General features: G+C 48.9%; 30 protein-coding genes, 1 tRNA gene and 1 pseudogene. 11 read left to right on the top strand and 21 right to left on the bottom strand.

Features of this window, described 5'->3' with window-relative positions; genetic code table 11:
• Positions 1–342 precede the first annotated feature (342 nt).
• The 4 genes and pseudogenes from GBAG_RS12200 to ompC form a co-directional block, all read right to left on the bottom strand.
• Positions 343–1,607 (bottom strand): annotated as a pseudogene (locus tag GBAG_RS12200) (tyrosine-type recombinase/integrase).
• Positions 1,608–1,768: 161 nt separating this feature from the next.
• A tRNA-Asn gene (locus GBAG_RS12195) sits at positions 1,769–1,844 on the bottom strand.
• Positions 1,845–1,944: 100 nt separating this feature from the next.
• The gene (gene mtfA, locus GBAG_RS12190; protein WP_034496384.1) at positions 1,945–2,742 is read right to left on the bottom strand and encodes a DgsA anti-repressor MtfA; all 798 of its coding nucleotides are present in this window, start codon (positions 2,740–2,742) and stop codon (positions 1,945–1,947) included.
• 340 nt (positions 2,743–3,082) lie between these two features.
• Positions 3,083–4,216 (bottom strand): porin OmpC, encoded by a 1,134-nt coding sequence (ompC, locus tag GBAG_RS12185; protein ID WP_034496383.1) that lies wholly within the window; start codon positions 4,214–4,216, stop codon positions 3,083–3,085.
• Between the two features lie 579 nt (positions 4,217–4,795).
• Here ompC and drpB point away from each other — a divergent pair.
• The 3 genes from drpB (at position 4,796) to GBAG_RS12170 (ending at position 7,362) form a co-directional block, all read left to right on the top strand.
• Entirely contained in the window at positions 4,796–5,032 is a 237-nt protein-coding gene (gene drpB / locus GBAG_RS12180) for a cell division protein DrpB (protein WP_034496388.1), read from the top strand.
• A gap of 103 nt (positions 5,033–5,135) precedes the next feature.
• Positions 5,136–5,840 carry a phosphohydrolase gene (locus tag GBAG_RS12175; RefSeq protein WP_034496381.1) on the top strand — a complete coding sequence of 235 codons (705 nt, stop codon included), beginning with the start codon at positions 5,136–5,138 and terminating at the stop codon, positions 5,838–5,840.
• A 112-nt stretch (positions 5,841–5,952) separates the two neighbouring features.
• Positions 5,953–7,362 carry a DNA cytosine methyltransferase gene (locus GBAG_RS12170; RefSeq protein ID WP_034496387.1) on the top strand — a complete coding sequence of 470 codons (1,410 nt, stop codon included), beginning with the start codon at positions 5,953–5,955 and terminating at the stop codon, positions 7,360–7,362.
• A 59-nt stretch (positions 7,363–7,421) separates the two neighbouring features.
• Here the strand turns inward: GBAG_RS12170 and GBAG_RS12165 are convergent, their stop codons facing one another.
• Positions 7,422–7,940, bottom strand: a complete 519-nt coding sequence (locus GBAG_RS12165; protein WP_034496379.1) for a hypothetical protein — start codon at positions 7,938–7,940, stop codon at positions 7,422–7,424.
• Positions 7,941–8,237: 297 nt separating this feature from the next.
• On the opposite strand from GBAG_RS12165, the gene GBAG_RS12160 reads away from it, so the two are divergent.
• Positions 8,238–8,738 carry a very short patch repair endonuclease gene (locus GBAG_RS12160; RefSeq protein ID WP_034496377.1) on the top strand — a complete coding sequence of 167 codons (501 nt, stop codon included), beginning with the start codon at positions 8,238–8,240 and terminating at the stop codon, positions 8,736–8,738.
• Here the strand turns inward: GBAG_RS12160 and yedA are convergent, their stop codons facing one another.
• Entirely contained in the window at positions 8,739–9,656 is a 918-nt protein-coding gene (yedA, locus tag GBAG_RS12155; RefSeq protein WP_034496375.1) for a drug/metabolite exporter YedA, read from the bottom strand.
• 175 nt (positions 9,657–9,831) lie between these two features.
• Between yedA and GBAG_RS12150 the strand changes: the two genes are divergently transcribed.
• The 3 genes from GBAG_RS12150 (at position 9,832) to dgcQ (ending at position 12,910) form a co-directional block, all read left to right on the top strand.
• Positions 9,832–10,746, top strand: coding sequence for a DUF808 domain-containing protein (locus GBAG_RS12150; RefSeq protein WP_034496373.1), 915 nt, complete (start codon positions 9,832–9,834; stop codon positions 10,744–10,746).
• A gap of 91 nt (positions 10,747–10,837) precedes the next feature.
• Positions 10,838–11,017, top strand: coding sequence for a YodC family protein (locus GBAG_RS12145; RefSeq protein WP_034496372.1), 180 nt, complete (start codon positions 10,838–10,840; stop codon positions 11,015–11,017).
• A gap of 213 nt (positions 11,018–11,230) precedes the next feature.
• Positions 11,231–12,910: a cellulose biosynthesis regulator diguanylate cyclase DgcQ gene (dgcQ, locus tag GBAG_RS12140; protein WP_034496370.1), complete on the top strand. Its 1,680-nt coding sequence runs from the start codon at positions 11,231–11,233 to the stop codon at positions 12,908–12,910.
• A gap of 9 nt (positions 12,911–12,919) precedes the next feature.
• Here dgcQ and GBAG_RS12135 read toward each other — a convergent pair whose 3' ends face one another.
• Entirely contained in the window at positions 12,920–13,735 is an 816-nt protein-coding gene (locus GBAG_RS12135; RefSeq protein ID WP_034496368.1) for a mannosyl-3-phosphoglycerate phosphatase-related protein, read from the bottom strand.
• 325 nt (positions 13,736–14,060) lie between these two features.
• Positions 14,061–14,276 carry a YodD family peroxide/acid resistance protein gene (gene yodD / locus GBAG_RS12130; RefSeq protein ID WP_034496366.1) on the bottom strand — a complete coding sequence of 72 codons (216 nt, stop codon included), beginning with the start codon at positions 14,274–14,276 and terminating at the stop codon, positions 14,061–14,063.
• Positions 14,277–14,419: 143 nt separating this feature from the next.
• Between yodD and dsrB the strand changes: the two genes are divergently transcribed.
• A complete protein-coding gene (gene dsrB, locus GBAG_RS12125) occupies positions 14,420–14,608 on the top strand; it encodes a protein DsrB (RefSeq protein WP_034496365.1) in 189 nt (62 codons plus the stop codon).
• 59 nt (positions 14,609–14,667) lie between these two features.
• Here dsrB and rcsA read toward each other — a convergent pair whose 3' ends face one another.
• The 10 genes from rcsA to fliJ form a co-directional block, all read right to left on the bottom strand.
• A complete protein-coding gene (gene rcsA, locus GBAG_RS12120; RefSeq protein WP_034496363.1) occupies positions 14,668–15,291 on the bottom strand; it encodes a transcriptional regulator RcsA in 624 nt (207 codons plus the stop codon).
• Between the two features lie 216 nt (positions 15,292–15,507).
• Positions 15,508–16,293, bottom strand: coding sequence for a flagellar biosynthetic protein FliR (gene fliR, locus GBAG_RS12115; RefSeq protein WP_034496361.1), 786 nt, complete (start codon positions 16,291–16,293; stop codon positions 15,508–15,510).
• Complete coding sequence (fliQ, locus tag GBAG_RS12110; RefSeq protein ID WP_034458225.1) at positions 16,290–16,559, bottom strand: flagellar biosynthesis protein FliQ; 270 nt, start codon at positions 16,557–16,559, stop codon at positions 16,290–16,292. The genes fliR and fliQ overlap by 4 nt, the downstream gene beginning before the upstream one ends.
• Positions 16,560–16,570: 11 nt before the next feature.
• On the bottom strand, positions 16,571–17,308 hold the full coding sequence (gene fliP / locus GBAG_RS12105; protein WP_034496358.1) for a flagellar type III secretion system pore protein FliP: 738 nt from the start codon (positions 17,306–17,308) through the stop codon (positions 16,571–16,573).
• Entirely contained in the window at positions 17,308–17,712 is a 405-nt protein-coding gene (gene fliO / locus GBAG_RS12100) for a flagellar biosynthetic protein FliO (protein ID WP_034496356.1), read from the bottom strand. The genes fliP and fliO overlap by 1 nt, the downstream gene beginning before the upstream one ends.
• A gap of 4 nt (positions 17,713–17,716) precedes the next feature.
• Positions 17,717–18,130 carry a flagellar motor switch protein FliN gene (gene fliN, locus GBAG_RS12095; RefSeq protein ID WP_034496354.1) on the bottom strand — a complete coding sequence of 138 codons (414 nt, stop codon included), beginning with the start codon at positions 18,128–18,130 and terminating at the stop codon, positions 17,717–17,719.
• The gene (fliM, locus tag GBAG_RS12090; protein ID WP_034496352.1) at positions 18,127–19,131 is read right to left on the bottom strand and encodes a flagellar motor switch protein FliM; all 1,005 of its coding nucleotides are present in this window, start codon (positions 19,129–19,131) and stop codon (positions 18,127–18,129) included. Before fliM ends, fliN begins: the two co-directional genes overlap by 4 nt.
• A 4-nt stretch (positions 19,132–19,135) precedes the next feature.
• Positions 19,136–19,603, bottom strand: coding sequence for a flagellar basal body-associated protein FliL (fliL, locus tag GBAG_RS12085; protein WP_034496350.1), 468 nt, complete (start codon positions 19,601–19,603; stop codon positions 19,136–19,138).
• 249 nt (positions 19,604–19,852) lie between these two features.
• Positions 19,853–21,067 carry a flagellar hook-length control protein FliK gene (locus GBAG_RS12080; protein WP_246864875.1) on the bottom strand — a complete coding sequence of 405 codons (1,215 nt, stop codon included), beginning with the start codon at positions 21,065–21,067 and terminating at the stop codon, positions 19,853–19,855.
• Positions 21,067–21,510, bottom strand: a complete 444-nt coding sequence (fliJ, locus tag GBAG_RS12075) for a flagellar export protein FliJ (RefSeq protein ID WP_034496348.1) — start codon at positions 21,508–21,510, stop codon at positions 21,067–21,069. The genes GBAG_RS12080 and fliJ overlap by 1 nt, the downstream gene beginning before the upstream one ends.
• Before the next feature lie 247 nt (positions 21,511–21,757).
• Between fliJ and GBAG_RS23110 the strand changes: the two genes are divergently transcribed.
• Genes GBAG_RS23110 through GBAG_RS23250 form a run of 3 tightly spaced genes read left to right on the top strand, consistent with a single transcriptional unit; the run spans position 21,758 to position 23,283 of the window.
• Positions 21,758–22,237 carry an Hcp family type VI secretion system effector gene (locus GBAG_RS23110; protein WP_072011175.1) on the top strand — a complete coding sequence of 160 codons (480 nt, stop codon included), beginning with the start codon at positions 21,758–21,760 and terminating at the stop codon, positions 22,235–22,237.
• 1 nt (position 22,238) lies between these two features.
• Positions 22,239–22,955, top strand: coding sequence for a hypothetical protein (locus GBAG_RS23105; protein ID WP_034496385.1), 717 nt, complete (start codon positions 22,239–22,241; stop codon positions 22,953–22,955).
• Between the two features lies 1 nt (position 22,956).
• Positions 22,957–23,283, top strand: coding sequence for a DUF2645 family protein (locus GBAG_RS23250; protein WP_156104881.1), 327 nt, complete (start codon positions 22,957–22,959; stop codon positions 23,281–23,283).
• 42 nt (positions 23,284–23,325) lie between these two features.
• On the opposite strand, the gene fliI is transcribed toward GBAG_RS23250, so the two are convergent.
• The 3 genes from fliI to GBAG_RS12055 all read right to left on the bottom strand — a co-directional run.
• On the bottom strand, positions 23,326–24,684 hold the full coding sequence (gene fliI, locus GBAG_RS12065) for a flagellar protein export ATPase FliI (RefSeq protein WP_034496345.1): 1,359 nt from the start codon (positions 24,682–24,684) through the stop codon (positions 23,326–23,328).
• Complete coding sequence (gene fliH, locus GBAG_RS12060) at positions 24,684–25,385, bottom strand: flagellar assembly protein FliH (protein WP_034496342.1); 702 nt, start codon at positions 25,383–25,385, stop codon at positions 24,684–24,686. Before fliH ends, fliI begins: the two co-directional genes overlap by 1 nt.
• Positions 25,378–25,555: FliG C-terminal domain-containing protein (locus GBAG_RS12055; RefSeq protein ID WP_034496340.1), on the bottom strand; the 178-nt coding region annotated here is incomplete at its 5' end. The genes fliH and GBAG_RS12055, both read right to left, overlap by 8 nt.

The raw sequence follows: 25,555 nt of genomic DNA, 5'->3' as shown, positions 1-25,555 counted from the left end.
AAAATGAGGTCTGGTGCAATTATGTATCGCCGGAAAATCAACCTCTGGTGCAGATTTCTTCTTTCAGAGAAAATGTCTGGTTGTAAGGTTTTACCGTCAAAACTCCCGATATTGATAGATAGTCGGCTAAAAATATTTGCCCTCAAATAATTTCAGGGACTTGCCTATTGATCTCTGAATTATCGATAGGTTTTCACCCAAAATTATTCACCCCGGAATAATTTTGTATGCTTTCCGATTAATAGCAGAAAAAATGAAGGTAATTCCTTTCAATGCAAAAAAGCAGAGCCGGGTCAGTCAGGATCTGCTTTTTCATTACTAACGAATAATATCACGACAGGATCATGCTGCCTTATGCTGCCGCGCATAAATATAGGGCGCAACGTACCCCTCACGGCTTACATCCAGATAATCCGACCACCACTGCATCATATAGCCTTACGGGCATCAAGATGTTCAGCCCGGTGAACATAGGCGGCCCTGACGCTGTTACGCTCCTGATGACTCATTTGTCTCTCCACGGCATCCCGTGACCAGAGTTCAGATTCCACCAGTGCGCTACAGGCCATTGCCCTGAATCCATGACCACAGACATCGGTTTTAGTGTCATAACCCATTAACCGCAGCGCCCGGTTGGTGGTGTTTTCACTCATCGGTTTATACAGGTTATGATCGCCGGGAAACACCAGATCCAGATGACCGGATATTTCCTGTATCTGTTTCAGTATAGCGATGGCCAGTTGCGAAAGCGGCACAATATGCGGGGTGCGCATTTTTGCCCCACGTCCGGAAAAACGCACTTTATCTATTGCCTCGCGGGTGGCGGGAATAGTCCATATTTTGTGTCTGAAATCAATTTCGTTCCAGCGGGCAAAGCGCAGTTCGCTGGAACGGATAAACAGATGAAGAGTGAGTGTTACCGCCAGTCTTGTTAACTGCCGCCCCTGTTGGTAGCCATCGATACGATTAAGCAGTTCAGGCAGTCGCTCCAGTGGTAAAGCGGGATAGTGATTTTTGACTGGCGGAGCTGTGACGCCTTCCAGATGCAGGGCCGGATTGTTTTCGGTCAGTTCCTGCTGTACGGCATAACGCATGATGTTGCAAAGCTGTTGCCGGGTTCGGGACGCGACTTCGAGAAAGCCTTTTTCCTCGATAACTTTCAGTAACGCCGTGAAATGCTGCGTTTTCAGCGTGGTGACGGGCAGATGACCAATCGCCGGAAAGATATGATTTTCCATACTGGCGAGGATACGTGCGGCATAATCAGCCGACCATTTTTTGTTGGTCTTATGCCATGCCTGCGCCACGGCCTTAAAGCATTTATCGGGGGAACCGGCTGCTTTTTCGGCAATTCGCTGTTGCGCGGGGTTGATATTCTGCGCCAGTTGTTTGCGGAAGATATCGCGCCGTTGCCGCGCCTCAGAAAGAGAAACCAGCGGATATGCACCCAGGCTGACTCTGGATTCTTTACCACCGAAGCGATATTTAAGATACCAGATACGTGAACCGCCGGGATTAACAAGCAGATATAAGCCATGAGAATCGGAGAGTTTTATAGGACGGGAAGAGGGTTTTAAGTTACGGATTTTTGAATCATTTAAGGACATGTGGTGGTCACTCCATAATCGAACCGGATTGACCCCAAATCTGACCACCAAATTCTTCCGATGCATGCAGATAAATAGATATGCATCGGGAAGGTTTTTCACGCTAACTCTTTGAATCAATATCAGATAAGGATTCGCAGGGATGCATGAAAACAAGAATATGGCTCCTCTGACTGGACTCGAACCAGTGACATACGGATTAACAGTCCGCCGTTCTACCGACTGAACTACAGAGGAATCGTTTGAACGAGGCAAATAGTATCGTGACGTTCAAAAAGAGTCAACGACAAAAATAACGCATTGATTCAAATGATTAAATTAAATCCAGATTGTCGAATTAATGCACCGTATTTCCACTGGATGCTGCTGCATTTTCACTCTCACGCAAGCGTAACAACGGGTTCTGACCATAAAACTGGCAAAACCGTTGATAAAGCGCTGGGAAGCGTGGTGCGAATAGCTCAGGCGCACTGAAAAAATACTCTGAAAGCACGGCAAAACACTCAGCCGGTTCAGACGCCGCATAGGCATCAATGCTGGCGGCGTTTTCACCCACCATGTCAATCTCATCCTGAATATTGCTCATGGCAGCATGGAGATCGTGTTCCCAGCCTGCGACCTCGCGTAACGCTATCAACGGAATACCGCTGGCGCGGTCGCCATTGCGCATATCCAGTTTATGAGCCACTTCATGGAACACCAGGTTAAAACCAGAGGCGTCAAAAGAGTCCTGAACATCCAGCCAGTTCAGGACAATCGGGCCTTGCTGCCAGCTTTGCCCGGATTGCACAACGCGCTGGTTATGCACCAGGCCAATGTCATCTTCCCATTCATCGTCGACAACAAATGGGGCAGGGTAGATGAGGATTTCGTGAAAACCGTCCAGCCACTCAATACCCAGTTCAAGTATGGGCAGACAGAACAGAAGTGCGATACGCGCGCTTTTCAGCTCATCAAGCTCAAAACCCTGCAAAGGCACCAGGCGTTTTTGCTGCAAAAAACGATCGGCCAGACGAACCAGCTTTTCTTGCTCGGCATGGGTGAGCGTTGCCAGAACTGGAATAGCTAATGCCTGCTCCCACGGCAATGCCGTGACAGCGGATGAATCACTTGATTTCCAGGGCCACTTAATCATGTTACTCGCTCGCAAAGTCATCTCTTGAACGGAAAACTACTATACCGTGACTGTGAAAGTGCCGCACTAATGTGGCACATGGCAGCGACCAGAACAGGACCGCCTGAGAAGCGGATTATCGCGCTTTCTCTGTGACATTATTCAACCACTTACTGGTTTTTCGTTCAACGACGCGAGTCACAGGTTGATGCGAGAGAGGTAAATTATTTCATTTGAGAATAGTTTGATGGGGAATATATGTTTTTGTTATGAGATAAATCGGTGTTTATGTGGTGGGCTGAAAGCAAAAAAGCCTGCTTACGCAGGCTTAGGAATTAACAAGCAACCGTATTGATCGAGATTAGAACTGGTAAACCATGCCTACGCCAACCACGTCATCGGTAGAGATACCCGTTGCGGTGTAGAAGTCATCATCACCATCCAGCAGGTTGATTTTGTAATCAACATAGGTGGAGAAGTTTTTGTTGAAGTAGTAGTTCGCACCAACAGAAACATATTTGACCAGGTCTTTATCGTTCCAGTCGCTGTTGTTATAAACGTCACCCATCAAATCTTTACCTTTGGACTGCAGGTAAGAGATTTCTGGACGCAAACCGAAATCGAACTGGTATTGCGCAGTGACTTCAAAGTTTTGGGTTTTGTTGGCGATAAATCCATCGACATCACCAAACGGAGTCATGTTACGTGTTTCTGAATACATGGTTGCCAGATAAATATCGTTGGCGTCATATTTCAGGCCAACAGTCCAAACATCTGCATCTTCACCGCCTGCAAGTGAACCTGTTTGTTGCTCGTTGGTACGATCAGAAGAAGCATATGCTGCGCCCGCACTGAAGCCCATGCCGAAATCATAAGTGGTGGACAAGCCCCAGCCATCACCATTTTGTGAATTGATGGTATTGTGGCCGTTGTTAGTGCCTTCCTGATCAAATGCACCGTTAGAGCCTTCATTCGCTCCCTGATATTGCACAGCAAAGTTCAGGCCATCAACCAGACCGAAAAAGTCATTATTACGGTAAGTCGCCATGCCATTGCCACGGCCGGTCATGAAGTTATCAGTGTAGGTATAAGAATCGCCACCGAACACTGGCAGCATATCGGTCCAGGCTTCAATGTCGTAAACTACGCCGTAGTTACGACCATAATCGAATGAACCATAGTCACCAAATTTCAAACCTGCAAAGCCAAGACGCGTCCATGATTGGCTGTCGCCTTCAGTGCTATCTGCCTGAATGTTATATTCCCACTGACCGTAACCTGTCAGTTCAGAGTTAATCTGAGTTTCACCTTTAAAACCAACACGAATATAAGTGTCATCACCATCCTGACCTGCGTCGTCAGAGAACACATGACGTGCATCAACCTTGCCGTACAAATCCAGCTTATTGCCATCTTTATTATAAATTTCTGCAGCGTTTGCAGCGCCCATTGCCAATAAAGCGGGGATCACTAATGCCAGTGCTGTTCTTTTCATTTATCTATTCCTTTAAATCATAATTATTATGAATGATGAGTTATTTAACGCCCTCAATAACCGCAATAATCTTATTACAGATAGTTCCATTTATTTAAAATTAAACATGTAACTGTGTTATTTGAAATAAGACAAAATGTTTCCTGATTGGTTTTGTTTATGTTATTGAAATATAACAATTAAATCTTATTTTAAGATGCGTCTGATATTTTTTATGCATGGGTGCAGTGGTATGAATATAAAAATATTATTTATTTTAAAAGTTACATCGTTGCGGTGGGTGATTTATTTTTTATCAGGGATTTGTTTTTCATTTTAATATTTAAGTGATGCTTTATGGTTTATTTATTATCTATTAAATATTAATTAAATTGGCGCCTGAATAATAACCAGATGTGGTTTTATTGTTAACTTCATGATAATCAACATTATATGTTACATGTTTTGAGATAATTCCTAATAAAAAAGAGGGCCCGGGACTGTCAAGAAACGGCAAAAATGTGATAAAAATCACATCAGGAAGATGGGACCCCATCGAAGAATAAAAGCTCAACAATTGGGAGAGTTATGTCAGACGTTATGGATGCGAAACCAACCCGTACACCGGGTGGTAAATTGGCGCTGTGGTTGTTCTATGGGTTCTGCCTGTATACGGTTTGGTCAGTGTTACGATATTTTTGGATAGTCAGTGATGTCACCGACGGCGATATGGGCTCGCTCGGCGGAAAACTACTCGGTGCTTTGATGGGACTTTTGGTTCTTGGTTCGGTGGCGGCGCTATTAGGCTGGCTTGCCTGGTATACGCGCGCCCGGTAAATAAATCGTGCCAAAGTGGATTGTTGTCGGCGTGGAACTTGCTAATTTTGTGATCCTGTACTCATATTAAGTACCGGGTCCAGCTGCGAAGTAAGGAGTACGTATGCCGATAGCCCACTGGCAAGCGCGTTTTGAAGAGTATTTGCAACACAACTGGTTGCAGGACGATAAAGCCCATGACGTGGCTCATTTTCGTCGCGTATGGAAAACGTCACAACAGATCATGGCTACGACAGAAGCGGATCGATTAGTTGTACTAACCGCCTGCTATTTCCATGACATCGTCAATTTGCCAAAGAATCATCCGGAACGACATCTTGCTTCTACCCAGGCTGCGCAAGAGACACTACGCATTCTGGACACCACATTTCCCGATTTCCCACACCATTTATATGATGCGGTAGCCCACGCTGTGCGTGCACATAGTTTCAGCGCCGGAATTGCCCCTCAAACACTTGAAGCAAAAATCGTGCAGGATGCAGACCGCCTTGAGTCATTAGGGGCGATTGGCCTGGCACGCGTTTTCTACACCTCTGGCGCACTCGGGCGGCCTCTCTTTGATAGCGAAGACCCGCTGGCTATTCGGCGTGAGCTTGATGATGCCACATACGCCCTGGATCATTTCCAGAAAAAGCTCCTGAAATTACCAGAGACTATGCAAACCGAAGCTGGGCGAGAGCTTGCCCGTTATAACGCCGATTTTTTAGTGAGTTACATGGCTAAGTTGTGTGCCGAACTGAAAGGTGATTACTGCGGTATAGAGCAAGAAGTCATGCAGCAATTTTCATCCCAAAAACATTCCTCATAAAAGCGTCGAATTAAAACAAAAGGGATGCCCGTGATACTGGCGGGCCGCTCTCATTCTCTCTGGGTCAAATCAGTGATAGAGTGACACTCTCTTTTCCCGAATATGGTTCATGATGAACGACTTCGACGCGATTGCCGAACAACTCTCACAACAATCTCTGCGCCAGCAACAACAGCAACTGGAAGAAGACTCCGCGTTAGTGTCCCGCATTCTTGAAATTTATGACCAGAAAACCGTGGCGCATCATTTGCGTCAGGTCAGCGGTGACTGGACTCGTGAATCCCTCAACCGCTGGGTTAATCGAAAATCATCGCCGCGTGTGCTGACCGCCGCTGAAAATCAAATGCTGCAAAATATGTTGCCGCCGCCGCCCGCTCATCACGGGAAATATGCGTTTAAATTCGTGGATTTGTTTGCCGGAATTGGCGGGATTCGCAGCGGTTTTGAAGCGATTGGCGGGCAATGCGTGTTTACCAGCGAATGGAACAAACATGCGGTGCGTACCTATAAAGCTAACTGGTATTGCAACCCGGAAAGCCATCAATTTAACCAGGATATCCGCGATGTCACACTTAGCAATCGTGACGATGTCAGCGATGAACAAGCCGCCGCGCATATTCAGTCAACCATGCCGGACCACGATGTCCTGCTGGCAGGATTCCCATGCCAGCCATTTTCACTGGCCGGGGTGTCTAAGAAAAATGCTTTAGGCCGCGCACATGGTTTTGCCTGTGAAACGCAAGGTACTTTGTTTTTCGATGTCGCTCGCATTATTGATGCAAAACGCCCGGCTATTTTTGTCCTGGAGAACGTTAAAAATTTAAAAAGCCACGACAAAGGCAATACCTTCCGCATCATTATGGAAACGCTCGACAGCCTCGGTTATGAGGTCTCCGATTCCGCGATAATGGGCGCGGGTGATCCAAAGATTATCGACGGTAAAAATTTCCTGCCGCAGCATCGTGAGCGCATTGTGCTGGTGGGCTTCCGTCGCGATCTCAATCTGCATAAAGAATTCACACTCACGAAGATCAATGAATTGTATCCGCAACGCCGCCCGACGTTTGGTGAATTACTGGACCCGACCGTTGACGCAAAATACATTCTGACCCCGACGCTGTGGAAGTATCTTTATTATTACGCCAAAAAACACCAGGCGAAGGGCAATGGTTTTGGCTACGGTCTGGTAGACCCGACTAATCCGGCGAGTGTCGCGCGCACTTTGTCCGCCCGATATTATAAAGACGGCGCTGAAATTCTCATCGACCGTGGCTGGGATAAATCACTCGGGGAAGAAGATTTTGATAATGCCGATAACCAATTGCGTCGTCCGCGCCGTTTAACGCCGCGTGAATGCGCGCGCTTAATGGGTTTTGAAGCGGTGCAGGGGAATGCCTTCCGTATACCGGTATCCGATACGCAGGCTTATCGGCAGTTTGGTAATTCAGTGGTGGTGCCTGCATTTGCGGCCGTTGCCAAATTACTGGAGCCCACAATTAAACTTGCCGCTAAAAAGCGTTAACCAGTTTTGTGATTAATTAATGGGGCGTGTAGGGCTAACGCCAACTCGACCCATTAATCTCAATTTCCACGCTTTAAACTATTTTTCTCAATGCTGATACCATAACGCGCAGTCATAATTCCGGTCTGGAATTCCATCGTTTTGATTTGCGCATAAGCGTCACTATCGTCTTTCGCGTCCATGTCCAATAATTGTGCACTCAGTGCCTTAACTAACTGGTCGCTATTACCTTTGCGCTCATAGTCAGCGCCTTCGAGGCAGGAGATGGCAGCCAGTCGGTCAAATAGTTGCAAATCCTCAGACAGAAAGGCTGTTTCGGTGACTTTCGTCCCGGTCATATGTGACCAATGACGGAGGATTTCGCCCCGAAACTGCTTTGGTGCAACGGTTTTGCAACTTTTAACCACCTCGGAACCGAGATTCGAGCTTTGCAAAGACGTCACAGATTCACCCTTCGATACCGCCTTCCAACTTGAGACGTAATTCTGGGTGATATTATTTTCCGCTTTAACGGCGTAACTATTGAATATGCCACTCAGCAGTAATACTGGAATAAATAATATTTGATGTTTTTTCATTTTTTTCTTAAACAGGCATCAATGATGACGGGGTTTTTACATGTTCACAAATTAATGTCATTGATGTTAACAATTGAAATTTATCTGCTGCATAATAAAGCTTTCTGAATATAGAGTGCCATTTTACATTCGCTGAGAAAAGTTGAAATTATTACAAGTGCAAATGCGCAATGGCTAATTAATAAGGCATTACTAATTGATACAGTATGTTAGAAGAAACAGTAGTTTTGACTAATAGCCAAAAAAATACATAATTAGTTTTCCTGCGACTGATCGATATTTTATTGGAGGGAGTTAATGGTCGATGTACACAGTAAAGCCGTGCGCAGCAAAAATATGCGTGCCATTGCGACTCGCGACACGGCCATTGAAAAGCGACTCGCGGGCTTATTAACGGAGTGCGGGTTTTCCTTTCGTGTCCAGGATGCAACCCTGGCAGGGCGGCCCGATTTTGTCATTGATGAACACCACTGCGTTATCTTCGCTCACGGCTGTTTCTGGCACCATCATCACTGTTATCTCTTCAAGGTTCCTGCCACGCGTACCGAGTTCTGGCTGGAAAAAATCGGCAAAAATGTCGAGCGTGATAAACGCGATCTCCAGCGTTTATTAAGTGAAGGCTGGCGAGTCTTGCTGGTGTGGGAATGCGGCCTGCGTGGGCGAGAAAAACTCAGCGATAGCGCTTTGGCTGAACGCTTAGAAGAGTGGATTTGCGGCGGCGGAAATTATGCGCAAATTGATAGTCAGGGGATCCGGTCGATAAATGAAAATGGGTGGCAAGCGCCACCCGAAAGCTGATTACTTCTCTGCCTCACACGGCGTCACTACCGGCTTTGGGGGCAACAGATATTTCCCCAGCGTGACCAGCACAACGGCAAAAATAATCACCCCAAGCGCCAGCCATTCGACAGGTGACAAACTTTCCCCGGCAAATCCGGTTCCCAGCAATACCGCAACCACCGGGTTGACGTAGGCGTAGCTGGTTGCCACCACAGGTGCCACATTACGAATCAGATACATATAAGCGCTGATGGCAATGATCGAACCGAATAAAGAGAGATAAGCCACGGCCATAAAACCAGCCGGTGTCGGCATGGCGGTCAGGTGTTCCCCGGTTAGCGCAGAAGCAGCCAGCAGCACAATGCCAGCAGCGAGCATTTCCACCGCACCGGCCATCAAACCCGTTGGCAATTCAATGCGCGAACCGTATACCGAACCGAACGCCCAGCTCAGTGAGCCAATCAGAATCAACAGCGCACCCCACGGATTGCCGCTCAGGTTTCCGCCGCTGTTGAGCAGCACGATGCCACCGAGGCCAATGGCGATGCCCAGCCATTCCAGTTTACGGGTTTGAATGCCGAACAGACGACTAAAGCACAAGGTGAAGAGGGGAACCGTGGCGACCATCACGGCCGCAATGCCGGAAGGTACATGCTGGTGCTCTGCGACGGTCACAAAACCATTCCCGACTGCCAGCAGCAACACGCCAATCAATGCGGCGTTAAGCATGGGGCGCAGGGCAGGTAATTTGTGTCCACGTAATAACAAAACGCTCATCAGCAACACCCCGGCGACCATAAATCGCACCCCCGCCATCATAAACGGCGGCCAGCTTTTCACGCCGACGGCGATGGCAAAATAGGTGGAACCCCAGATGATATACAATGCAAATAATGCAGCAACCAGCGGCAATAGCTGACCCGAGCGAACGCGCATGTTTCCTCTCAATCTATTAGCAATAATGCTAATAGTTAACGTCAAAACTATCTTTCTGGCGAGCATTTTACTTGTTTCTGGAATGTTAATTTTTATTGACATATGGCATCGTTTTTCCCAGGCCGATTTTTGTTCCATACTGTCAGGCAGACAAACAAAAAAGGATGTTCATTAAATGGCTGGAAGTAGCTTATTGACGTTGCTGGATGATATCGCAACCTTGCTGGACGATATTTCAATGATGGGGAAACTGGCGGCAAAGAAAACCGCCGGGGTATTGGGCGATGATTTATCGCTCAATGCGCAACAAGTTTCAGGTGTGAGAGCCAATCGGGAACTCCCGGTGGTCTGGCGAGTGGCGAAAGGGTCGTTTCTCAACAAACTGATCCTTGTGCCTCTGGCTCTGATTATCAGTGCCTTTGCGCCATGGGCTATCACGCCTTTATTAATGATTGGTGGCGCATTCCTTTGTTATGAAGGCGTTGAAAAGGTGATGCACACTCTGCATGCGCGCAAACATAAAGAAACGCCTGAAGAACGGCAGAAACGCCTGGATGAGATAGCCGCTCAGGACCCAATGGTTTATGAAGGCGATAAAGTAAAAGGCGCGATTCGCACCGACTTTATTCTTTCGGCTGAGATTATCGCCATCACGTTAGGCATCGTGGCGCAGGCTCCGCTGCTCAATCAGGTGCTGGTGTTGTCCGGGATAGCGATTGTGGTCACGGTCGGCGTGTATGGCATCGTGGGGATTATCGTGAAACTCGATGATCTGGGCTTCTGGCTGGTAGAGAAAACCTCGGTTATCGCGCGTGGAATCGGTAAAGGATTATTAGTGCTCGCGCCCTGGCTGATGAAATTCCTGTCAGTGGTGGGCACGCTGGCGATGTTTTTAGTCGGCGGTGGCATTCTGGTTCACGGTATTCCGGCTCTCCATCATGCCATTGAAAACTGGACCGGGCAGATGGGCGGCGCGGTTCATTTACTGGGGCCAACCGTGGCGAATCTGGTGATTGGTTTTATCATCGGCGCGATAGTGCTGGCAGTGGTTAATGGTATCGGGCGTCTGCGCGGCAGCACAGTTCACTAACTATTTGCGTAAATTTGCTTGTTTCGCCAGGCAAAACCCCAGGACCTTGTCTATAACTGTAGAAGTTTTCACCCTGATACAGGAGGCGGTTATGGTCTTTGTGGTCAGCGATGAAGTCCAACCTAAGAATGGTGGCCCAAGGATGATTGTTACCGGGTTTTCCAGCGGTATGGTGGAGTGTCGTTGGTATGATGGATATGGTGTTCAGCGTGAGGCTTTCCGAGAGGATGATCTTGCCCCACTGGTAACAGGGGGCAGCCCGCAAGGATAACCCTGAATCGCCCGGTCAATGACCGGGCGATTTTATTTCAGATGGCCGTGCATTTTGATAGTAATATAGTTCCCATGAATATATTTACCCTTAGCGATAATCCTGAGTGTTAATGTATTATTTCTGGATTGAATAACCGTCCATGTCGGCTAAATCAGGGATTGGGCTGGGGTAAATGGCTTCTGGGTGATAGCGGTATCAGGGAGTGTGTCAGTGTTTGGCAATGCAATTCAACGCGTGATAAGCCGCTTTAAAAATCCGCAGAAGGTCGTTAACCTTTGTTTTATCGTGGTGTTTATATTTTCAACGGTACTGACCTGGCGTGAAGCCGTCGTGCTTGAGGGGGCGTACGTTGCCAATCAGCGCAACAGCCTTGATAGCGTCGCCACGTTGCTTGATAGACAGTTGCAGCACAATATCGACAATCTCCTGTTTTATCGCAACAGTATGCTTTACGCGCTGCAATCGCCCATTTCTACTGATAAAACCCGCAAAACTCTCGCCGATTTTGATTCGTTACGCACTCAGCCCTACTGGCAATTGCGCCTCGATTTAAACCGTAGCCTGCCGATGAACGGTGTTTCCGATGAATTTGTGAATAATAGTCCATTGCTTGATCGTGACGAGCAGACGATTCACACGGAATTAAGCTCGGCTCTGGAACTGAGCTACATCATGCGCCTGTCACACCAGACGCAAACGCTCCCGCAGCGAATGTTCTATGCTTCGCGCAGCGGGTTTTTCCTGACCAGCACGCCGCCGTCGAACGATCCGCAAATTGTCGCGTTGTACTATCGCCTGGTCGCGCAGCCGTATTTTTCCTCGCAATCCCCGGAAAACAACCCCAGGCGTGAATTGAAATGGACGCACACCTTCAACCCTAATATGTCTTCCGGGCAAATTATCACGGCAGCCATTCCACTGGATTACAATGGCCGTTGGTATGGTGTCCTGGCACTCGATTACCCGATTGATTCGCTCCATACCTTCCTGCGGCAGGCCCACAATAATGAACAACATGAAGGCACGGTTCTTCTGTACGATAACGAGCTAAACCCTATCGCCACTTCGGCAAAAAGTTTGCCCAAACACCCATTGTTTACCGCGCCGCAACTGGCACGCATTGCCAGCGTAGTGACGGCGGCAAAGCAGGGGGCGCAGGGTGAATTGCGTATGGATAGCCGTTTTATCACCTGGGCGAAACTTAACAATTACGATGGTCTGTTGATAAAAGTTCACACGCTGGAAGAGGGCGTTCAGGGCGAGTTTGGCCGCATCAGCGTGGTGCTGAGTGTGTTGTGGCTGCTTTCCACACTGATGCTGTTCGTTTCATGGGTAGTGATTCGTCACCTGGTCAGCAACATGTTTAGCCTGCAACAAACCCTGACCTGGCGGGCAAATTACGACACCTTAACGCGCTTATATAACCGTGGCGCTTTCTTCGAGGTGGCAAGTAAATTGTCGCAAGAGTGTCAGCAACAGGGGCAGCCGTTCTCTGTTATTCAGATGGATCTCGACCTGTTTAAAAGCATCAATGACCGCTACGGGCACAGTAGTGGTGACAAAGTTCTGGCGCACGCGGCGGCCATGTTGAGCGACGCTTTCAGGCATGACGATGTCGCCGGGCGAGTGGGTGGGGAAGAGTTCTGCATCGTCCTGCCGGACACGTCGCTTGAAGAGGCCACAAAGGTCGCCGAGCGCATCAGGGTGCGCATCAACAGCAAAGAGCTACTGTTAAAACAAGGCAGCACGGTCCGGATCAGCGCTTCATTTGGCGTCAGCAGCGCATTTGAATTTAATGATTACGATTTTGAGCGCCTGCAATCTTACGCCGATCATCGTCTGTATAAAGCTAAACAAGACGGGCGCAATCGGGTCTGTAATACCGATTAATCTTCACGATTATTTAGCGGCAATAAAGTGGTCCAGGCCTTCTTTCCAGCCTTCAGGGCCATAATGCTGGCTGCGGTAAACCCGCTGGGGATTATCCTTTTGCAACGTCACGGCCTGGCGGCTATAGCCTTTGACAATCACCGCGTAATCGACAGCATCGAGCAATAATACATCGCTCGGGCTGTCGCCAAGCCCGATGGTGATGCGTGTTCTACCTTCGCGCTGCTGAAATTGTTGTTGCAGCCAATGTATCGCTTTATCTTTGCCCGCTTGCATATCCAGCACGTGCCAGAACCGCCCACCTTGCAGCAGCATTAAACCGAGTGTGGCAAGTTGGTCACTAAACGCCGTCATCATTTCCTCGGTATCACGCCAGATTAATGTCTCCGAGGCTTCGCTGAGTTTCGCCAGGCTCGCCTGTTTGCGCGTCAGCCCTGTTAGTTCGCAAAGCGTGTTTTCATCAACATCGGCGAAGCAGGTAAATTTAAAGCCATATTTCTGGCGTAGTTTATCCAGGACGGATAGCAGTTCTTCGTGGCTAATTCCGGTGAGCAGGCGAGGGTAGTCATCGTTATCGCTCCAGCGGGAATCCAGTTGAATAACGGCGCCGTTCTCGGCAATAAAGGCTTGTCCTGTCAAAGAAAGTTCGTCCTGCCAGGCCATAATCTCAGCCGCAGTTTTAGTGCTGCACAAAACCAGCGGGATATCGTGTTGACGCAATACACTGATCCACTGACTCGCTGCTTCCCAACGGTGGGAGTGATGTTCCAGCAATGTCCCATCAAGATCTGAAATCACTAACAGTGGATCATGCAAATGCGGCATAGCGTTTCTCCTAAAATTCAAAAATTAAGATCCCTGCGGTTAGGAATGCTCTCAATTAAATAATTTCATAATCATTAATGGGTATGCAGCCAGTCCCTGACAAGCCACGAACCATAAGGCGTCGCGGGGATTTTTGTCTTCACTTATTCAAAATCTTTATATTCATAGAGTGAATATTTAATTGTTTTGAAATAAATCTGAGGTAAGGTGAACGCACATCAGATTTCCTGGTGTAACGAATTTTTCAAGTGCTTCTTGCGAACGCAAGTTTCATCCCGGCATTAATACTGCCGGGATTCTTTTACCCTTCATACTTTGGGTAATTCTAACGATTCACTTCATTGACACTAAAATCATGAATATCCAACTCAAAGGCTTCCGCCAGTTCAGAGTAGGTGTGCCATGTGCGTCCATCGATACTTGCCCGTTGTGGGTCATCGCCAGAACGTGTCACTTCGCTTTCGCTTATCTCATTGATGGCCGCTAATAGCGCATCAACATCAATACGCGTGGTTTCATTGAGATCTTTCGCGGTCTTCATGCCTAGTCCTCCAGGGAGTACCCAGTGTTAGTCCCGTTATCAAGTATAGTCGTTTAACAAAATGCTCAAGGCGGCACATCATCCGATGCGAATGAGTCGTTTTTGTTCTAAACTGGCAGCAAAGAAACCGGAGGACTTTTGTTATGAATATCAACGATCGCGTCACAGTAAAAACCGATGGTGGTCCGCGTCGGCCAGGCGTGGTGTTAGCTGTCGAGCAATTTAGCGAAGGGACGATGTACCTGGTCTCGCTCGAAGAGTATCCGTTGGGGATCTGGTTCTTTAATGAATTAGGGCATCCGGACGGCATTTTTGTAGAAAAAACGGCCTGATGATTCTCCCTCATCCTACGCCAGATATGGGCGAGGGTGAGGGGACTTAAATTTAATGCTTAACGTAAGTTCACAAAAATACCATTGGTCACATTATCAGTCAGACGCACCACGTGATAAATCACCTGTTTGTTATGCGTCTTTATCTTTCGTTTTATATTCCCTTTATGCGAAGACACCGTTTTAGCTTTAATATTCATCTGGTCAGATATTTGAATAGTGCCTTGCCCGGACATCCACATTTTCAACATACTGGACTCAGTACGACTCAATGATAACGTGGGTAAATTAATATGGCCGATGCAATGCGCATTTTTTGCTAAATATTCAGAAAGTATTTCGTCCAGTGATTCTGGTTTTATCGATTTAGAACTGATCAGTAAATTGCTACGCACTAAGAGATATTCATCGAAATGAATATTTGCAATTGCCATAAAGACTAAAAATAAAGTGCTGGGATGCTGATTAATGATCTGCTTAATTCGTTCACTGCTCTGAGCATCATGAATAAAACAGTCTTCATTAATAAACACCACATTGGGTGTCTGAGACTCGCAGGCCAGCGCCAGCTCATCAATAGTCTCCACGTTGGTCATCTGTCGTTTTCGGATGCCACGGCTGGTTAAATATCCCGTTAATCCCAGCCGGGTATAACTGCATAAATCCATAATGATCGTTGACATAACATCCCCCCCCTTTTTACCCGCGAAGTATTTTTAGGCATAACAACTATCCAGTAAAGTTATGTATAATTTGCTAAGAAACTTCTCAAAGTAAAGTGAATGTTAGATTATGTGAGATAAGTAAATGCATATAAGCCGCGCCGGATATATCCTGGTGGATGTCGCACAACAAAGCTTTTAGGAATATCCTCAATAAGCGACACAAACTGTATGGGATTAATTTGCAGGAATTTCACTCACAATATCGGCGAGTAAATTAAAGACTTCGCTAAATAAGTGTTCGGTGAAGGGAGCCATTAAAGGAATTAATGCTGTCATCACCAACATACCGACGGCGAGCGTCAGCGGGAAACCGATCACAAATACCGAAAGCTGGGGTGACATGCGGTTGAGCAAACCGAGCGCAATGTTGAGCGTCAGCAGCAAAGTAATCAGCGGTAATGCCAGCATTAACCCATTGAGGAAGATTAAACCGCCGGCACGCGTCAGCGCCATAAACGCATTGCTGTTTATCGGATTGCCGCCAATCGGCAGGGTGTGAAAAGTATCGACCAGCATTGAAATCAGCCATAAATGGCCGTTAAACACCAGAAACAGCAGCATCGCCAGCATATCCATAAAACGGGCGAGTACCGGCATATTCAGGCGACTACCGGGGTCGAAGAAGGTGGCGAAAGACAGCCCCATTTGCAAACCAATAATTTCACCGGCGGTACGTACCGCAGCAAAAGCAAACTGCATGGTGAAGCCCAGCGCGATGCCAATCAGGATTTGCTGCGCGGCGAGCCAAAAGCCTGCTGCCGAGAAAATCGTCACGTCTGTTGCGGGAAGCGTGGGAGCCACAAGCCAGGTAATCATTAGTGCGAGGCCAATTTTGACTTTTTTAGAGATAGCCCGCTCGCTTAAAATTGGAGCGGTAGAAATTAAAGCCAGAATACGCAGAAAAGGCCAGAAGCCCATGCTCAATAGAGTGAGCCACTGGCTGCTATCAATATGAATCATCCAATGTTCATCGGAATATTCGTTAGCAGCGTGCGCATATAATCCAGCAGCAGATTAAGCATCCACGGCCCTGCAACGATAATAGTGACAAACACCGCCAGAATTTTTGGGATAAACGACAGCGTCATTTCGTTTATCTGCGTGGCAGCCTGCAACATACTGATGACCAAACCCGTCACCAATGCCACCATCAACAGCGGAGCAGCGAGCGCCAGAGCCACTTTCATGGCTTCGGTGCCCATCATCATGACCGACTCAGGAGTCATCTTTTTCCCCTCTAACTGTAGAAACTTTGCGCCAGTGATCCAACCAGCAACTGCCAGCCATCCACCAACACAAACAGCATTAATTTAAAGGGCAGGGCAATGGTTGCCGGTGGCACCATCATCATCCCCAGTGCCATCAGCACGCTGGCAATGACCAGGTCGATGATCAAAAACGGAATGAATACTGTAAAGCCAATCTGGAAAGCGGTCTTCAACTCGCTGGTGACGTATGCCGGAAGCAAAATGCGCATCGGCACAACTTCTGGCCCTTCCAGCGGCGGCGTATTGGCGAGACGGGCAAACAACGCCAGATCCGCTTCACGGGTTTGACGCAACATGAATTCGCGCAGCGGTTGAGAGCCTTTTTCAATGGCTTCATCCATCTGGATTTTATTTTCGCTAAAGGGCTGATAGGCATCGGTATAAATTTTGTCGAATACCGGAGCCATAATGAAAAAGGTCAAAAACAGCGCAAGGCCAAGCAACACCTGGTTTGGCGGTGCGGACGGCGTACCCAGCGCACTGCGCAAGAGGCCAAACACGATAATGATGCGCGTAAAGCTGGTCATCATCAGCAAAATAGCCGGTAAAAACGTCAGCGAAGTAATAAAGACTAATGTCTGAACCGGCAACGTCCAGCTCTGGCCGCCGTTAGACATCGGCTGGCTGATAAGACCCGGAAGTTGAGCAAAAGCGGCAGGCATCAAGAACAGTAAGCCAAGCAACGAGAAGGGAAGCCAACGTTTCATCAATCTTTCCCTTTACGTTTGAGCATGCTTTTCATCAGACTGTTTTTCATTAATTCGCGGAAATCAGCAGATTGCGCAGGCGCAACGGTTTCGCTCACCGTTGCGGCGGGTAGCGTATGCAGATGGGTGATTTGCCCGGCAGTCACCCCAAGCACCAGGCGAGCATCCTGCACATCGACAATCACCACGCGCTCACGCGCTCCCACACTGCAACTGGCACTCACTTTCATCTCTTTGCTGGAGCCGGTTTTCGGCGCAAAACCAAAACGCTTTGCCACCCAGGCGGCGAGCAGAATAAAAACGATAATTGCCGTTAACGCGCCGCTGACTTGCACCAGCGGAGAGCTGTTGCTGGCAGCGGTCTGCGGCTGTACATTTTGTTGAACTGATGCCTGGGTTTTCATCGAATTAACGGCTCAGACGACGCATACGTTCTGATGGCGTAATGATATCGGTGATACGCACACCGTATTTATCTGCCACCACCACGACTTCACCCTGAGCAATCAGATAACCGTTGATCAGAATATCCAGCGGCTCGCCCGCTAAACCGTCAAGCGCCACCACTGAACCTTGCGATAAACGCAGCAGCTCTTTAATGGTCATACGCGTGCGGCCCAGCTCAACCGTCAGCTTGACGGGAATATCCATAATCAGGTCGATGTCCTGCATCGCGCCTGCAATGTCATTACCTTCAAGTGCACGGAAGACGCTGTCTGCGGTGCTCTTGTTGGTTGAGACTTTTTGTTCGTTTAGCGCATCAGCCCACAGATCGTCCACGGAGCCTGCATTGTCGTCGGACGGTTGATTAATATCACTCATTTGGGCTGTTCCTCGTTCAGCGAATTCAGTATCGGGTTGATCAAATGTTCGACGCGCAAAGCGTACTGGCCGTTAAGCGTACCGTACTGACTGGTCAGCACCGGAACACCGTCTACATGCGCCAGAATCCGGTCCGGTTTATCAATCGGCAGCACGTCACCAGGTTTCAATTTTAAAATTTGCGACAGACGCAGCGGAATGTCGGCAAAGTTGGCTATCAGCTCCAGCTCAGAATGCTGAACCTGGCGCACCAGCGTATCGCGCCAGCTTTGGTCTTCCTGACGCGAGTTTTCCAGCGGCGGGTTCACCAACAGCTCACGCAGCGGTTCAATCATGCTAAACGGCAGGCAGATATTAAACTCGCCGGTCAGGTTGCCGATTTCCACATGGAACGGCGTGTTCACCACGATGTCGTTCGGCGACGTGGTGATGTTGGTAAATTTGACCTGCATTTCGGAACGCACATATTCCACTTCCAGTGGATAAATGGCTTTCCAGGCATCGCTGTAAGATTCCAGCGCCAGTTTCAACATGCGATTAATCACGCGCTGTTCGGTGTGGGTAAATTCCCGGCCTTCCACTTTGGTCGGGAATCGGCCGTCGCCACCAAACAGGTTGTCCACCGCGATAAACACCAGGCTTGGCGAAAACACGAACAGGCCAGTGCCGCGCAGCGGTTTCAGGTGCATCAGGTTGAGGTTGGTAGGAACCGGCAGGTTACGGGCAAACTCGTGGTATGGCTGAATGCGGATCGCCCCGACGGTAATATCCGGGCTACGGCGCAATAAGTTAAACAACCCCATACGGAACTGACGGGCAAAACGCTCGTTGATAATTTCCAGCGCCTGTAGGCGTTCACGCACCACACGACGCTGGGTATTGGGGTCATAAGGACGAATGTCGGTTTCGTTAACGACACTGGTCTTGGGTTCGTCGGAAGTATCACTGTCGCCATTTAATAGCGCGTCAATTTCTGCCTGAGAAAGAATGCTATCGCCCATAGGATTATCGCAAAATGAAAGCGGTATACAGCACGTCGCTGACTACCTGCTGAGGTTGCCCGGCGACGAGCGGTGGAGCGAGCGTATTTTTGATAGCTTCAACCAGCTTCTGTTTGCCTTCGTCGGTTGCCAGGGCAGCACCATCCTGACGGGAAAACAGCAGCAGCAAACGGCTGCGGACTTCTGGCAGGAATTCGCTCAGACGCTGGCGCGTCGCGTCATCTTTCAGACGCAACGTGACGCCGATGTACAACACGCGGTCAGCATCACCGAGATTAACGGTGAAGGTATCCAACGCATAAAACACCGGAGCGGGTGGGGGTTCAGGCGCTTTCACCTGAGCAGACGCGGGCTGTTGCTGCATACGCCAGTAGCTGTAACCGGCGGTTGCACACGCGGCAAGGGTAATCAGGACCAGTAACGGCATCCAGATGGAGCGCTTGCGGCCTTTTGGCAAAGCGTTGTCAGTCATAAAATGAATCTTTCCTGTATCGGTACTGCATATATACCCATCGCCCTTCAAGTTGCAGGGGTGTTGGCTGCTGTCATTCACCCGAATCACTTACTCAAGTAAGCTCATCGGGATTCATTCGATTGCCGCCTACCTGCATCTTGAAGTAGCTTGGGTATCGGTTGATTATCCTGTGTCGACGGGCGTTCAAAGGCCCGATAACAGGGGATTTTTGTTGCTACCTCTGACGTTTAGCTTAGGGAACGCAACTCAGGCGAAAATATCCACCGCGTTATTTCCCGAGGCTAAACGCTGCACGCTGGCAGGAACGGCCAGTGATTCGGCATCACCCATTGACGGGAATGCGTTTCCTGAGCGTTGAGTCTGAGGGTTTTGCTGGCCCGATTGCTGTTGCTGCTGCCCGGCAAAACTCTCGCTGCTGATATTGCTCTGCCCAAGCTCAATCCCGCTTTCTGCCAGCGCAATACGCAAGTTAGGCAGTGTGGCTTCCAGCGCCGCACGCACATGGCTGTGCGCTGAAACCATCTGCAACTGTGCCTGGTTATCATCCAGTTTCATGCTGATTTGAATCTGGCCTAAGTCCTCAGGATGCAGACGTAACTCGGCACTTTGCTGACCCTGACGGGTAAACAATGTGATGTGCTGGCTCACGGCCTGCTGCCACTCCTGGCTACCGAGTTGGGCGCTAATTTGTGGCGCGACAGGCACTGCGATTTGTGTGCTGGCAGGCGTCGCTATGGTTGCAGTGCTAAACGCAGGCGTTGCGAGTGTCGATGAGGCCGGGCTGGTGTTATTCGCAGCGGCGTCGCGGCTGCTATTTTCCGCGTTATTCAGGGGGAATGATTTCGCATCGACAAGTGGCTCGTTGGTCGACGGAGCGCTTTTCGTGCTCACCGGGGTATCAAGCGTCACAGCTTTATCGGCAGGGGTTGCTGGCATGCGGGCATCACTGGTTAAGGTATTTTTTATGCCACTTGAGCCGAGTAACGTATTCAGGCTAACGGAGGCATCGCTATCCGCATCAGGCTGAACATTCAGTGTGCTCGCGGTGGGTGTTTGCTGTGGGAGCATGGCGAACAGGGCGCTCAACGCCTGCATATCGGCAGTGCTCAAGGTGTGCGTCTGTTCACTTTGCGCATCGACCTGCGCCGTTTTATCTTCCACACCTGTTTTCTTAACGTTGGCGAGCAGGGCCGATAATGCTTCAGGCGTATCCAGGTTATCTAACAACGAGGCGAGCGTGGCTTTTTCATCGGCGGCTGGAGCGCCTTTGCCGGTGGCTTTGTTGAGCGCGGCTTCGAGCGACACGGTTTTTCCGTCTGCCAGTGAAAGTTCGCCAGGCAGGGCTTTGCCGAGCAAACTCAGGAAATCTTCGCTGAAACCTTTATCGCCTGCCGTAACGCCGCCCGGAGCCGTTGTAGAGGTGGCGACATCTGGAGAAGTGATCATCAGGGGCTGCATCATTATTCTGGTTTCCTCAGTGTTGCCCGCTGGGCATATTCATCCATCAGTTTTTGGTCGAGTTTGTTTTCAGCCAATAACACCTGAGCGGCTTTTCGCTCCTGCAACGTGCGCCAGGCCTGCAATCTTTTCTGTTTCTCTTGCCACAAGTTCAACGCCTGATTGACCTTGTTATTCCACTGCATCAACTGCTGGCGGTGCTGGTCGATAGCTTTTTCCAGGGTTTGAATAAACTGCTGATAATTCTGCCAACGGTTACTGGCGATCCCCTGGCTCATGCTGTCATTGAGACTGGAACTGTACTCAAACTGATAGTTAATCAGCATGTTGAGCTGTTCTTCTGCCTGCTGGCAGCCGCGGCGCATTTCCCCCAAGCGTACTGCCGCATCTTCGACCTCTTTTTCGGCGAGATCATGAAGGGTGTTCAGTGCTGTGCTTTGGTTCATAGTGATCTCCAGACGCTACTGACGCGTAATCGCTAGCTCCTCTATTGTGAAGGGGGGAGGGGGTTTTGATGGGCGAAATAGGTCAGTTTAATAGGGCTAATTGTCGCTTTAGCTACTGGGCTGGAGGCTGGAATATCATGTTCAGAATCGGAAAATTTGTCTCCAATAAGTTATGTGCAGAATTTAATCGGTGTAGGATAGTGGTCTATATGTCATTGAATTGATTGATATTCACGGAGTGAATGATATGGCGAACAATATATACGTAAAGGTTACCGGTTTGTCCCAAGGGGCTATTTCTGCCGGATGTGGAACTTATGATTCATTGGGGAATAAATACCAGTCAAACCATAGAGACCAGATCCTCGTGTTACAGCTGGATCATTTGATCACCAGGGAACAAAGAGTTAATCATCATGCAATTAACTTTTTTAAACCAATAGACAAATCTTCCCCATTATTAGCGATGGCACTTGATTCTGATGAAAGATTAGAGCTTATTTTTGATATGTATCGGACTTCACGTTTTGGAACGCAGGAACTGTTTTATACCGTTGAAGCCAGGCGAGCTACACTCAGTAAAATAGCGATTGTGTATCCTCATTCTATTGATCATTCAGATAGACAACCTGAAGAAATGATCTCTGTACTATATCGGGATATTACATGGAAACATCATGCAGCGGGTACTTGTGGTTATAGTATTTGGGATGAAAGGGCTTATTAAGATGAATGATAATATAATAGCCAAAAATAGATTCTGTGATATCACAAAAGTGAAGTTCAGAAAATGGGATGAGATTGATGTTTTGTATTGGAAACTGCGATGCAACGATGCGCGGTCTAAAAATGGTGAGTACTATTCAAACGCGTATAAAGATGCGTATGTTCAATATAATCGAACCAAAATAATAAATCACGCTGATGCGAAAGGAATTCCACCCGATTTATTAGGCGGTATCGCATGGATTGAGGTCGGTGGAAAACCTGAGTCATATAAAATATATACGTTTGAAACTCGCAGGATGATGTCGCCTTTCCATGTGAGTAAACATCCACTCAAGACGTCTTTTGGTTCAGTAGCAATGCAGCTAGGAGTAGCAATCAATACCTTGGGTCTTGATCCTGAAACCTTAACTGTAAGGGACCAGTTGGAATTATCAAATTGTTTGCTGGAAGATGATTTTAATTTGAATTTAGTGGCTACGCATCTACAGAACTTGATCTTATTTGACTACCCAGATTGTGCAACGATGTATCTAACTGATGAGCAGTATTTAATGGCTGGGGTTAGATATAACCGTGGGACGGAGAGAAAACTCAAAGACTTCATTAAGGCCAGAACAGATAACCCCACATATCCGTCAGATGAATATAAATTAATTTCTTATGGATTAAGATTGCTGCAAATACGGCCACATATCAAATGGCTTTTAGGGTTGTAATATGAAAAAAGATATTATAATCGAATTAATTACCTCGCTGCTATACGTGGCGATAAGTGCTATTTTCTTAGGGTTTACCGCTTCGAGTAAGTATGAGGGTTTATTGCGGCCTGGAGAATCTATTTGCAGCGTCCCTTATTATTCTTTTGAGGCAAGAGTGACGTACGCAATAGTTTCATTTTGTATATTATCGCTTCCGTTATTTATTCGATTGGTAAAGAATATCATCTTTCATGAGTACACTAAGTTATCCTTTACCATTTTTACGCTGATACTATTAATGTTATATACAGGCTGGCTGTATTTTGGACGCTATTATTGGTGCTGACCTTAACTTAAGGGTGGAATATTATACGCCACCCTTTGCACATCAAACCGTCGGGAAAATAATCTCTAATGACTGACAAGCCTCTTCCCAGCCGCTGCGCTCAAAAATCCCTTGCTGCAAAAACGCTTCCAGTTGCGGCCATAACACAATTGCTTTATCAAGCTGCGGATCGCTGCCTTTGGCATACGCCCCAACGCTGACTAAATCGCGGTTGCGCTGGAAACTGGATAACAACTGTTTGAAATGGCGGACTCGCGCGTAATGCTGATCGGTAATCAATGACGTCATGGCGCGACTGATTGACGCTTCAATGTCGATTGCCGGGTAGTGACCTGCTTCCGCCAGACGGCGTGATAAAACGATATGGCCATCGAGAATCGCACGCGCCGAGTCGGCAATCGGGTCTTGCTGATCGTCGCCTTCCGTCAGAACGGTATAAAACGCGGTAATCGAACCGCCGCCAGAAATGCCGTTACCCGCGCGCTCGACCAGCGCCGGAAGTTTGGCAAACACGGAAGGCGGATAACCTTTGGTTGCCGGAGGCTCACCAATAGCGAGAGCGATTTCGCGCTGCGCCATCGCGTAGCGGGTGAGGGAGTCCATAATCAGCAACACGTGCTGACCGCGATCGCGGAAATCTTCCGCAATACGGGTGGCGTAGGCTGCACCCTGCATACGTAATAACGGTGAAACATCCGCAGGCGCGGCAATGACTACCGAGCGAGCACGGCCTTCAGGGCCAAGAATGTTCTCGATAAAATCTTTAACTTCGCGGCCACGTTCGCCAATCAAGCCCACCACAATGACATCGGCCTGGGTATAGCGCGCCATCATGCCCAACAACACGCTTTTCCCGACGCCGGAACCGGCGAACAGGCCCATACGCTGCCCACGCCCCACAGTCAGCAGCGCGTTGATCGGGCGCACGCCGACGTCCAGAACATGTTCGATGGGGGTTCGTTGCAGCGGGTTGAACGGTGCCGCACCCAGCGCACCCATGGTGATGGTTTCGGGCGCGGGTAGGCTGTCAAGCGGACGCCCGCTGCCGTCGAGCACGCGGCCCAGTAAGGCCGGGCCGAGGGGTAACTGTTTGCCGCTGTGTAATCCGCCCTCGCTGGTGGCACGGGCATAAACGCGTGCGCCAGGTAAAATGCCTTCAACTTCTTCAAGTGGCATCAGGAACAATCTTTGGCCGTTAAAACCGACCACTTCACATTCGATATCGCGGGAATGCTGCTCGATAATGCAGGTCGCGCCCAGCGGCAATTGCAGGCCAGTGGCTTCCAGCACCAGACCGGTCGCACGGGTCAATCGACCGTAGCGGCGCACCGTCGGTAACTGCGACATCTTCGCTTCGAAAGTGTCGAGAGAGGTGAGCCAGCGTGTTAACCGGGCAGTCATCACAATACTCCAGGGGCTGCGAGGCGGCAGAGTTCCTGCCAGCGTGTAGCAACACTGGCGTCGAGATCGCCTTCGTCGGCAGAGACTTTGCAGCCGCCCTGATGCAGACTCGGATCGCCGCGTAAGCGCCAGCCATGCAGGCTCAGTGTGGCGCCCAACATCTCTTCCACGCGGCCTAAATCATCCGGGTGCACCCGCAGTTGCGGTTTGCCGCTGAACAGGGGTTCTTGTTGCAGCAAGGTCTGAATCTGTTTAATCAACGCGTTGTTATCAATGCCTTTGGTTTCGCCAATCACCTGGCGTGCCGCTTCCAGCGCCATTTGCATCAAACGCGACGCGATCACGCTATCGAGGGCATCGAGCGTGTACTGGAATTCGCTAACCAGTTGCTGCATTCGCGCATGCACCGGGGCTTGCTGCTGTTTGGCCTCAGCAAGCCCTTGATCCAGACCTTGCTGCAAGCCGATTTTGCGGCCTTCTTCCACGCCAGCTTTTTGACCTTCGGCGTAGCCCGCCTGATAACCTTGTTCATGAGCCTGCATTTGCATTTGCGCAAGCTGTTGTTGCAAGTCGGGGACACTTTCCTGCGGATGTTCACCTTCTTCTGGTTCAGCGTCAGACGGAAACAGTGGCTCGAAGCTTTGCGAAGGCGGAGCCAGGTCGTCTGGCGTCCAGATTTTCCATGGCAGCCCGTTAGACATACGTATCCTCGCTGGTGCCAATCACCATCTCGCCAGTTTCTGCCAGACGACGAACAATAAGCAGAATGGCTTTCTGTTCGTTTTCCACCTGAGACAAGCGAACCGGGCCACGGTTGGATAGATCGTCGCGCAGAATATCTGCCGCACGTTGCGACATATTGCGCAGGAAC

It is taken from the genome of Buttiauxella agrestis ATCC 33320, assembly GCF_000735355.1.
Lineage (GTDB): Bacteria > Pseudomonadota > Gammaproteobacteria > Enterobacterales > Enterobacteriaceae > Buttiauxella > Buttiauxella agrestis.
The sequence above is the reverse complement of the archived record's forward strand: the minus strand, read 5'-3'. Positions and strand labels throughout refer to the sequence as shown.

What these genes read in the sequence shown, in the direction of transcription:
- fliQ (WP_034458225.1), bottom strand. Translation starts at nt 16,559, where the DNA reads ATGACTCCTGAGTCGGTCATGATGATGGGCACCGAAGCCATGAAAGTG.
- GBAG_RS12165 (WP_034496379.1), bottom strand. Translation starts at nt 7,940, where the DNA reads ATGAAAAAACATCAAATATTATTTATTCCAGTATTACTGCTGAGTGGC.
- GBAG_RS12145 (WP_034496372.1), top strand. Translation starts at nt 10,838, where the DNA reads ATGGTCTTTGTGGTCAGCGATGAAGTCCAACCTAAGAATGGTGGCCCA.
- fliR (WP_034496361.1), bottom strand. Translation starts at nt 16,293, where the DNA reads ATGATTCATATTGATAGCAGCCAGTGGCTCACTCTATTGAGCATGGGC.
- yedA (WP_034496375.1), bottom strand. Translation starts at nt 9,656, where the DNA reads ATGCGCGTTCGCTCGGGTCAGCTATTGCCGCTGGTTGCTGCATTATTT.
- GBAG_RS12150 (WP_034496373.1), top strand. Translation starts at nt 9,832, where the DNA reads ATGGCTGGAAGTAGCTTATTGACGTTGCTGGATGATATCGCAACCTTG.
- fliP (WP_034496358.1), bottom strand. Translation starts at nt 17,308, where the DNA reads ATGAAACGTTGGCTTCCCTTCTCGTTGCTTGGCTTACTGTTCTTGATG.
- fliL (WP_034496350.1), bottom strand. Translation starts at nt 19,603, where the DNA reads ATGACTGACAACGCTTTGCCAAAAGGCCGCAAGCGCTCCATCTGGATG.
- GBAG_RS23250 (WP_156104881.1), top strand. Translation starts at nt 22,957, where the DNA reads ATGAAAAAAGATATTATAATCGAATTAATTACCTCGCTGCTATACGTG.
- GBAG_RS12175 (WP_034496381.1), top strand. Translation starts at nt 5,136, where the DNA reads ATGCCGATAGCCCACTGGCAAGCGCGTTTTGAAGAGTATTTGCAACAC.
- fliJ (WP_034496348.1), bottom strand. Translation starts at nt 21,510, where the DNA reads ATGAACCAAAGCACAGCACTGAACACCCTTCATGATCTCGCCGAAAAA.
- fliH (WP_034496342.1), bottom strand. Translation starts at nt 25,385, where the DNA reads ATGTCTAACGGGCTGCCATGGAAAATCTGGACGCCAGACGACCTGGCT.
- yodD (WP_034496366.1), bottom strand. Translation starts at nt 14,276, where the DNA reads ATGAAGACCGCGAAAGATCTCAATGAAACCACGCGTATTGATGTTGAT.
- mtfA (WP_034496384.1), bottom strand. Translation starts at nt 2,742, where the DNA reads ATGATTAAGTGGCCCTGGAAATCAAGTGATTCATCCGCTGTCACGGCA.
- GBAG_RS12160 (WP_034496377.1), top strand. Translation starts at nt 8,238, where the DNA reads ATGGTCGATGTACACAGTAAAGCCGTGCGCAGCAAAAATATGCGTGCC.
- dsrB (WP_034496365.1), top strand. Translation starts at nt 14,420, where the DNA reads ATGAATATCAACGATCGCGTCACAGTAAAAACCGATGGTGGTCCGCGT.
- ompC (WP_034496383.1), bottom strand. Translation starts at nt 4,216, where the DNA reads ATGAAAAGAACAGCACTGGCATTAGTGATCCCCGCTTTATTGGCAATG.
- drpB (WP_034496388.1), top strand. Translation starts at nt 4,796, where the DNA reads ATGGATGCGAAACCAACCCGTACACCGGGTGGTAAATTGGCGCTGTGG.
- fliM (WP_034496352.1), bottom strand. Translation starts at nt 19,131, where the DNA reads ATGGGCGATAGCATTCTTTCTCAGGCAGAAATTGACGCGCTATTAAAT.
- rcsA (WP_034496363.1), bottom strand. Translation starts at nt 15,291, where the DNA reads ATGTCAACGATCATTATGGATTTATGCAGTTATACCCGGCTGGGATTA.
- GBAG_RS12170 (WP_034496387.1), top strand. Translation starts at nt 5,953, where the DNA reads ATGAACGACTTCGACGCGATTGCCGAACAACTCTCACAACAATCTCTG.
- fliI (WP_034496345.1), bottom strand. Translation starts at nt 24,684, where the DNA reads ATGACTGCCCGGTTAACACGCTGGCTCACCTCTCTCGACACTTTCGAA.
- fliN (WP_034496354.1), bottom strand. Translation starts at nt 18,130, where the DNA reads ATGAGTGATATTAATCAACCGTCCGACGACAATGCAGGCTCCGTGGAC.
- GBAG_RS12135 (WP_034496368.1), bottom strand. Translation starts at nt 13,735, where the DNA reads ATGCCGCATTTGCATGATCCACTGTTAGTGATTTCAGATCTTGATGGG.
- GBAG_RS23110 (WP_072011175.1), top strand. Translation starts at nt 21,758, where the DNA reads ATGGCGAACAATATATACGTAAAGGTTACCGGTTTGTCCCAAGGGGCT.
- fliO (WP_034496356.1), bottom strand. Translation starts at nt 17,712, where the DNA reads ATGAAAACCCAGGCATCAGTTCAACAAAATGTACAGCCGCAGACCGCT.
- GBAG_RS12080 (WP_246864875.1), bottom strand. Translation starts at nt 21,067, where the DNA reads ATGATGCAGCCCCTGATGATCACTTCTCCAGATGTCGCCACCTCTACA.
- GBAG_RS23105 (WP_034496385.1), top strand. Translation starts at nt 22,239, where the DNA reads ATGAATGATAATATAATAGCCAAAAATAGATTCTGTGATATCACAAAA.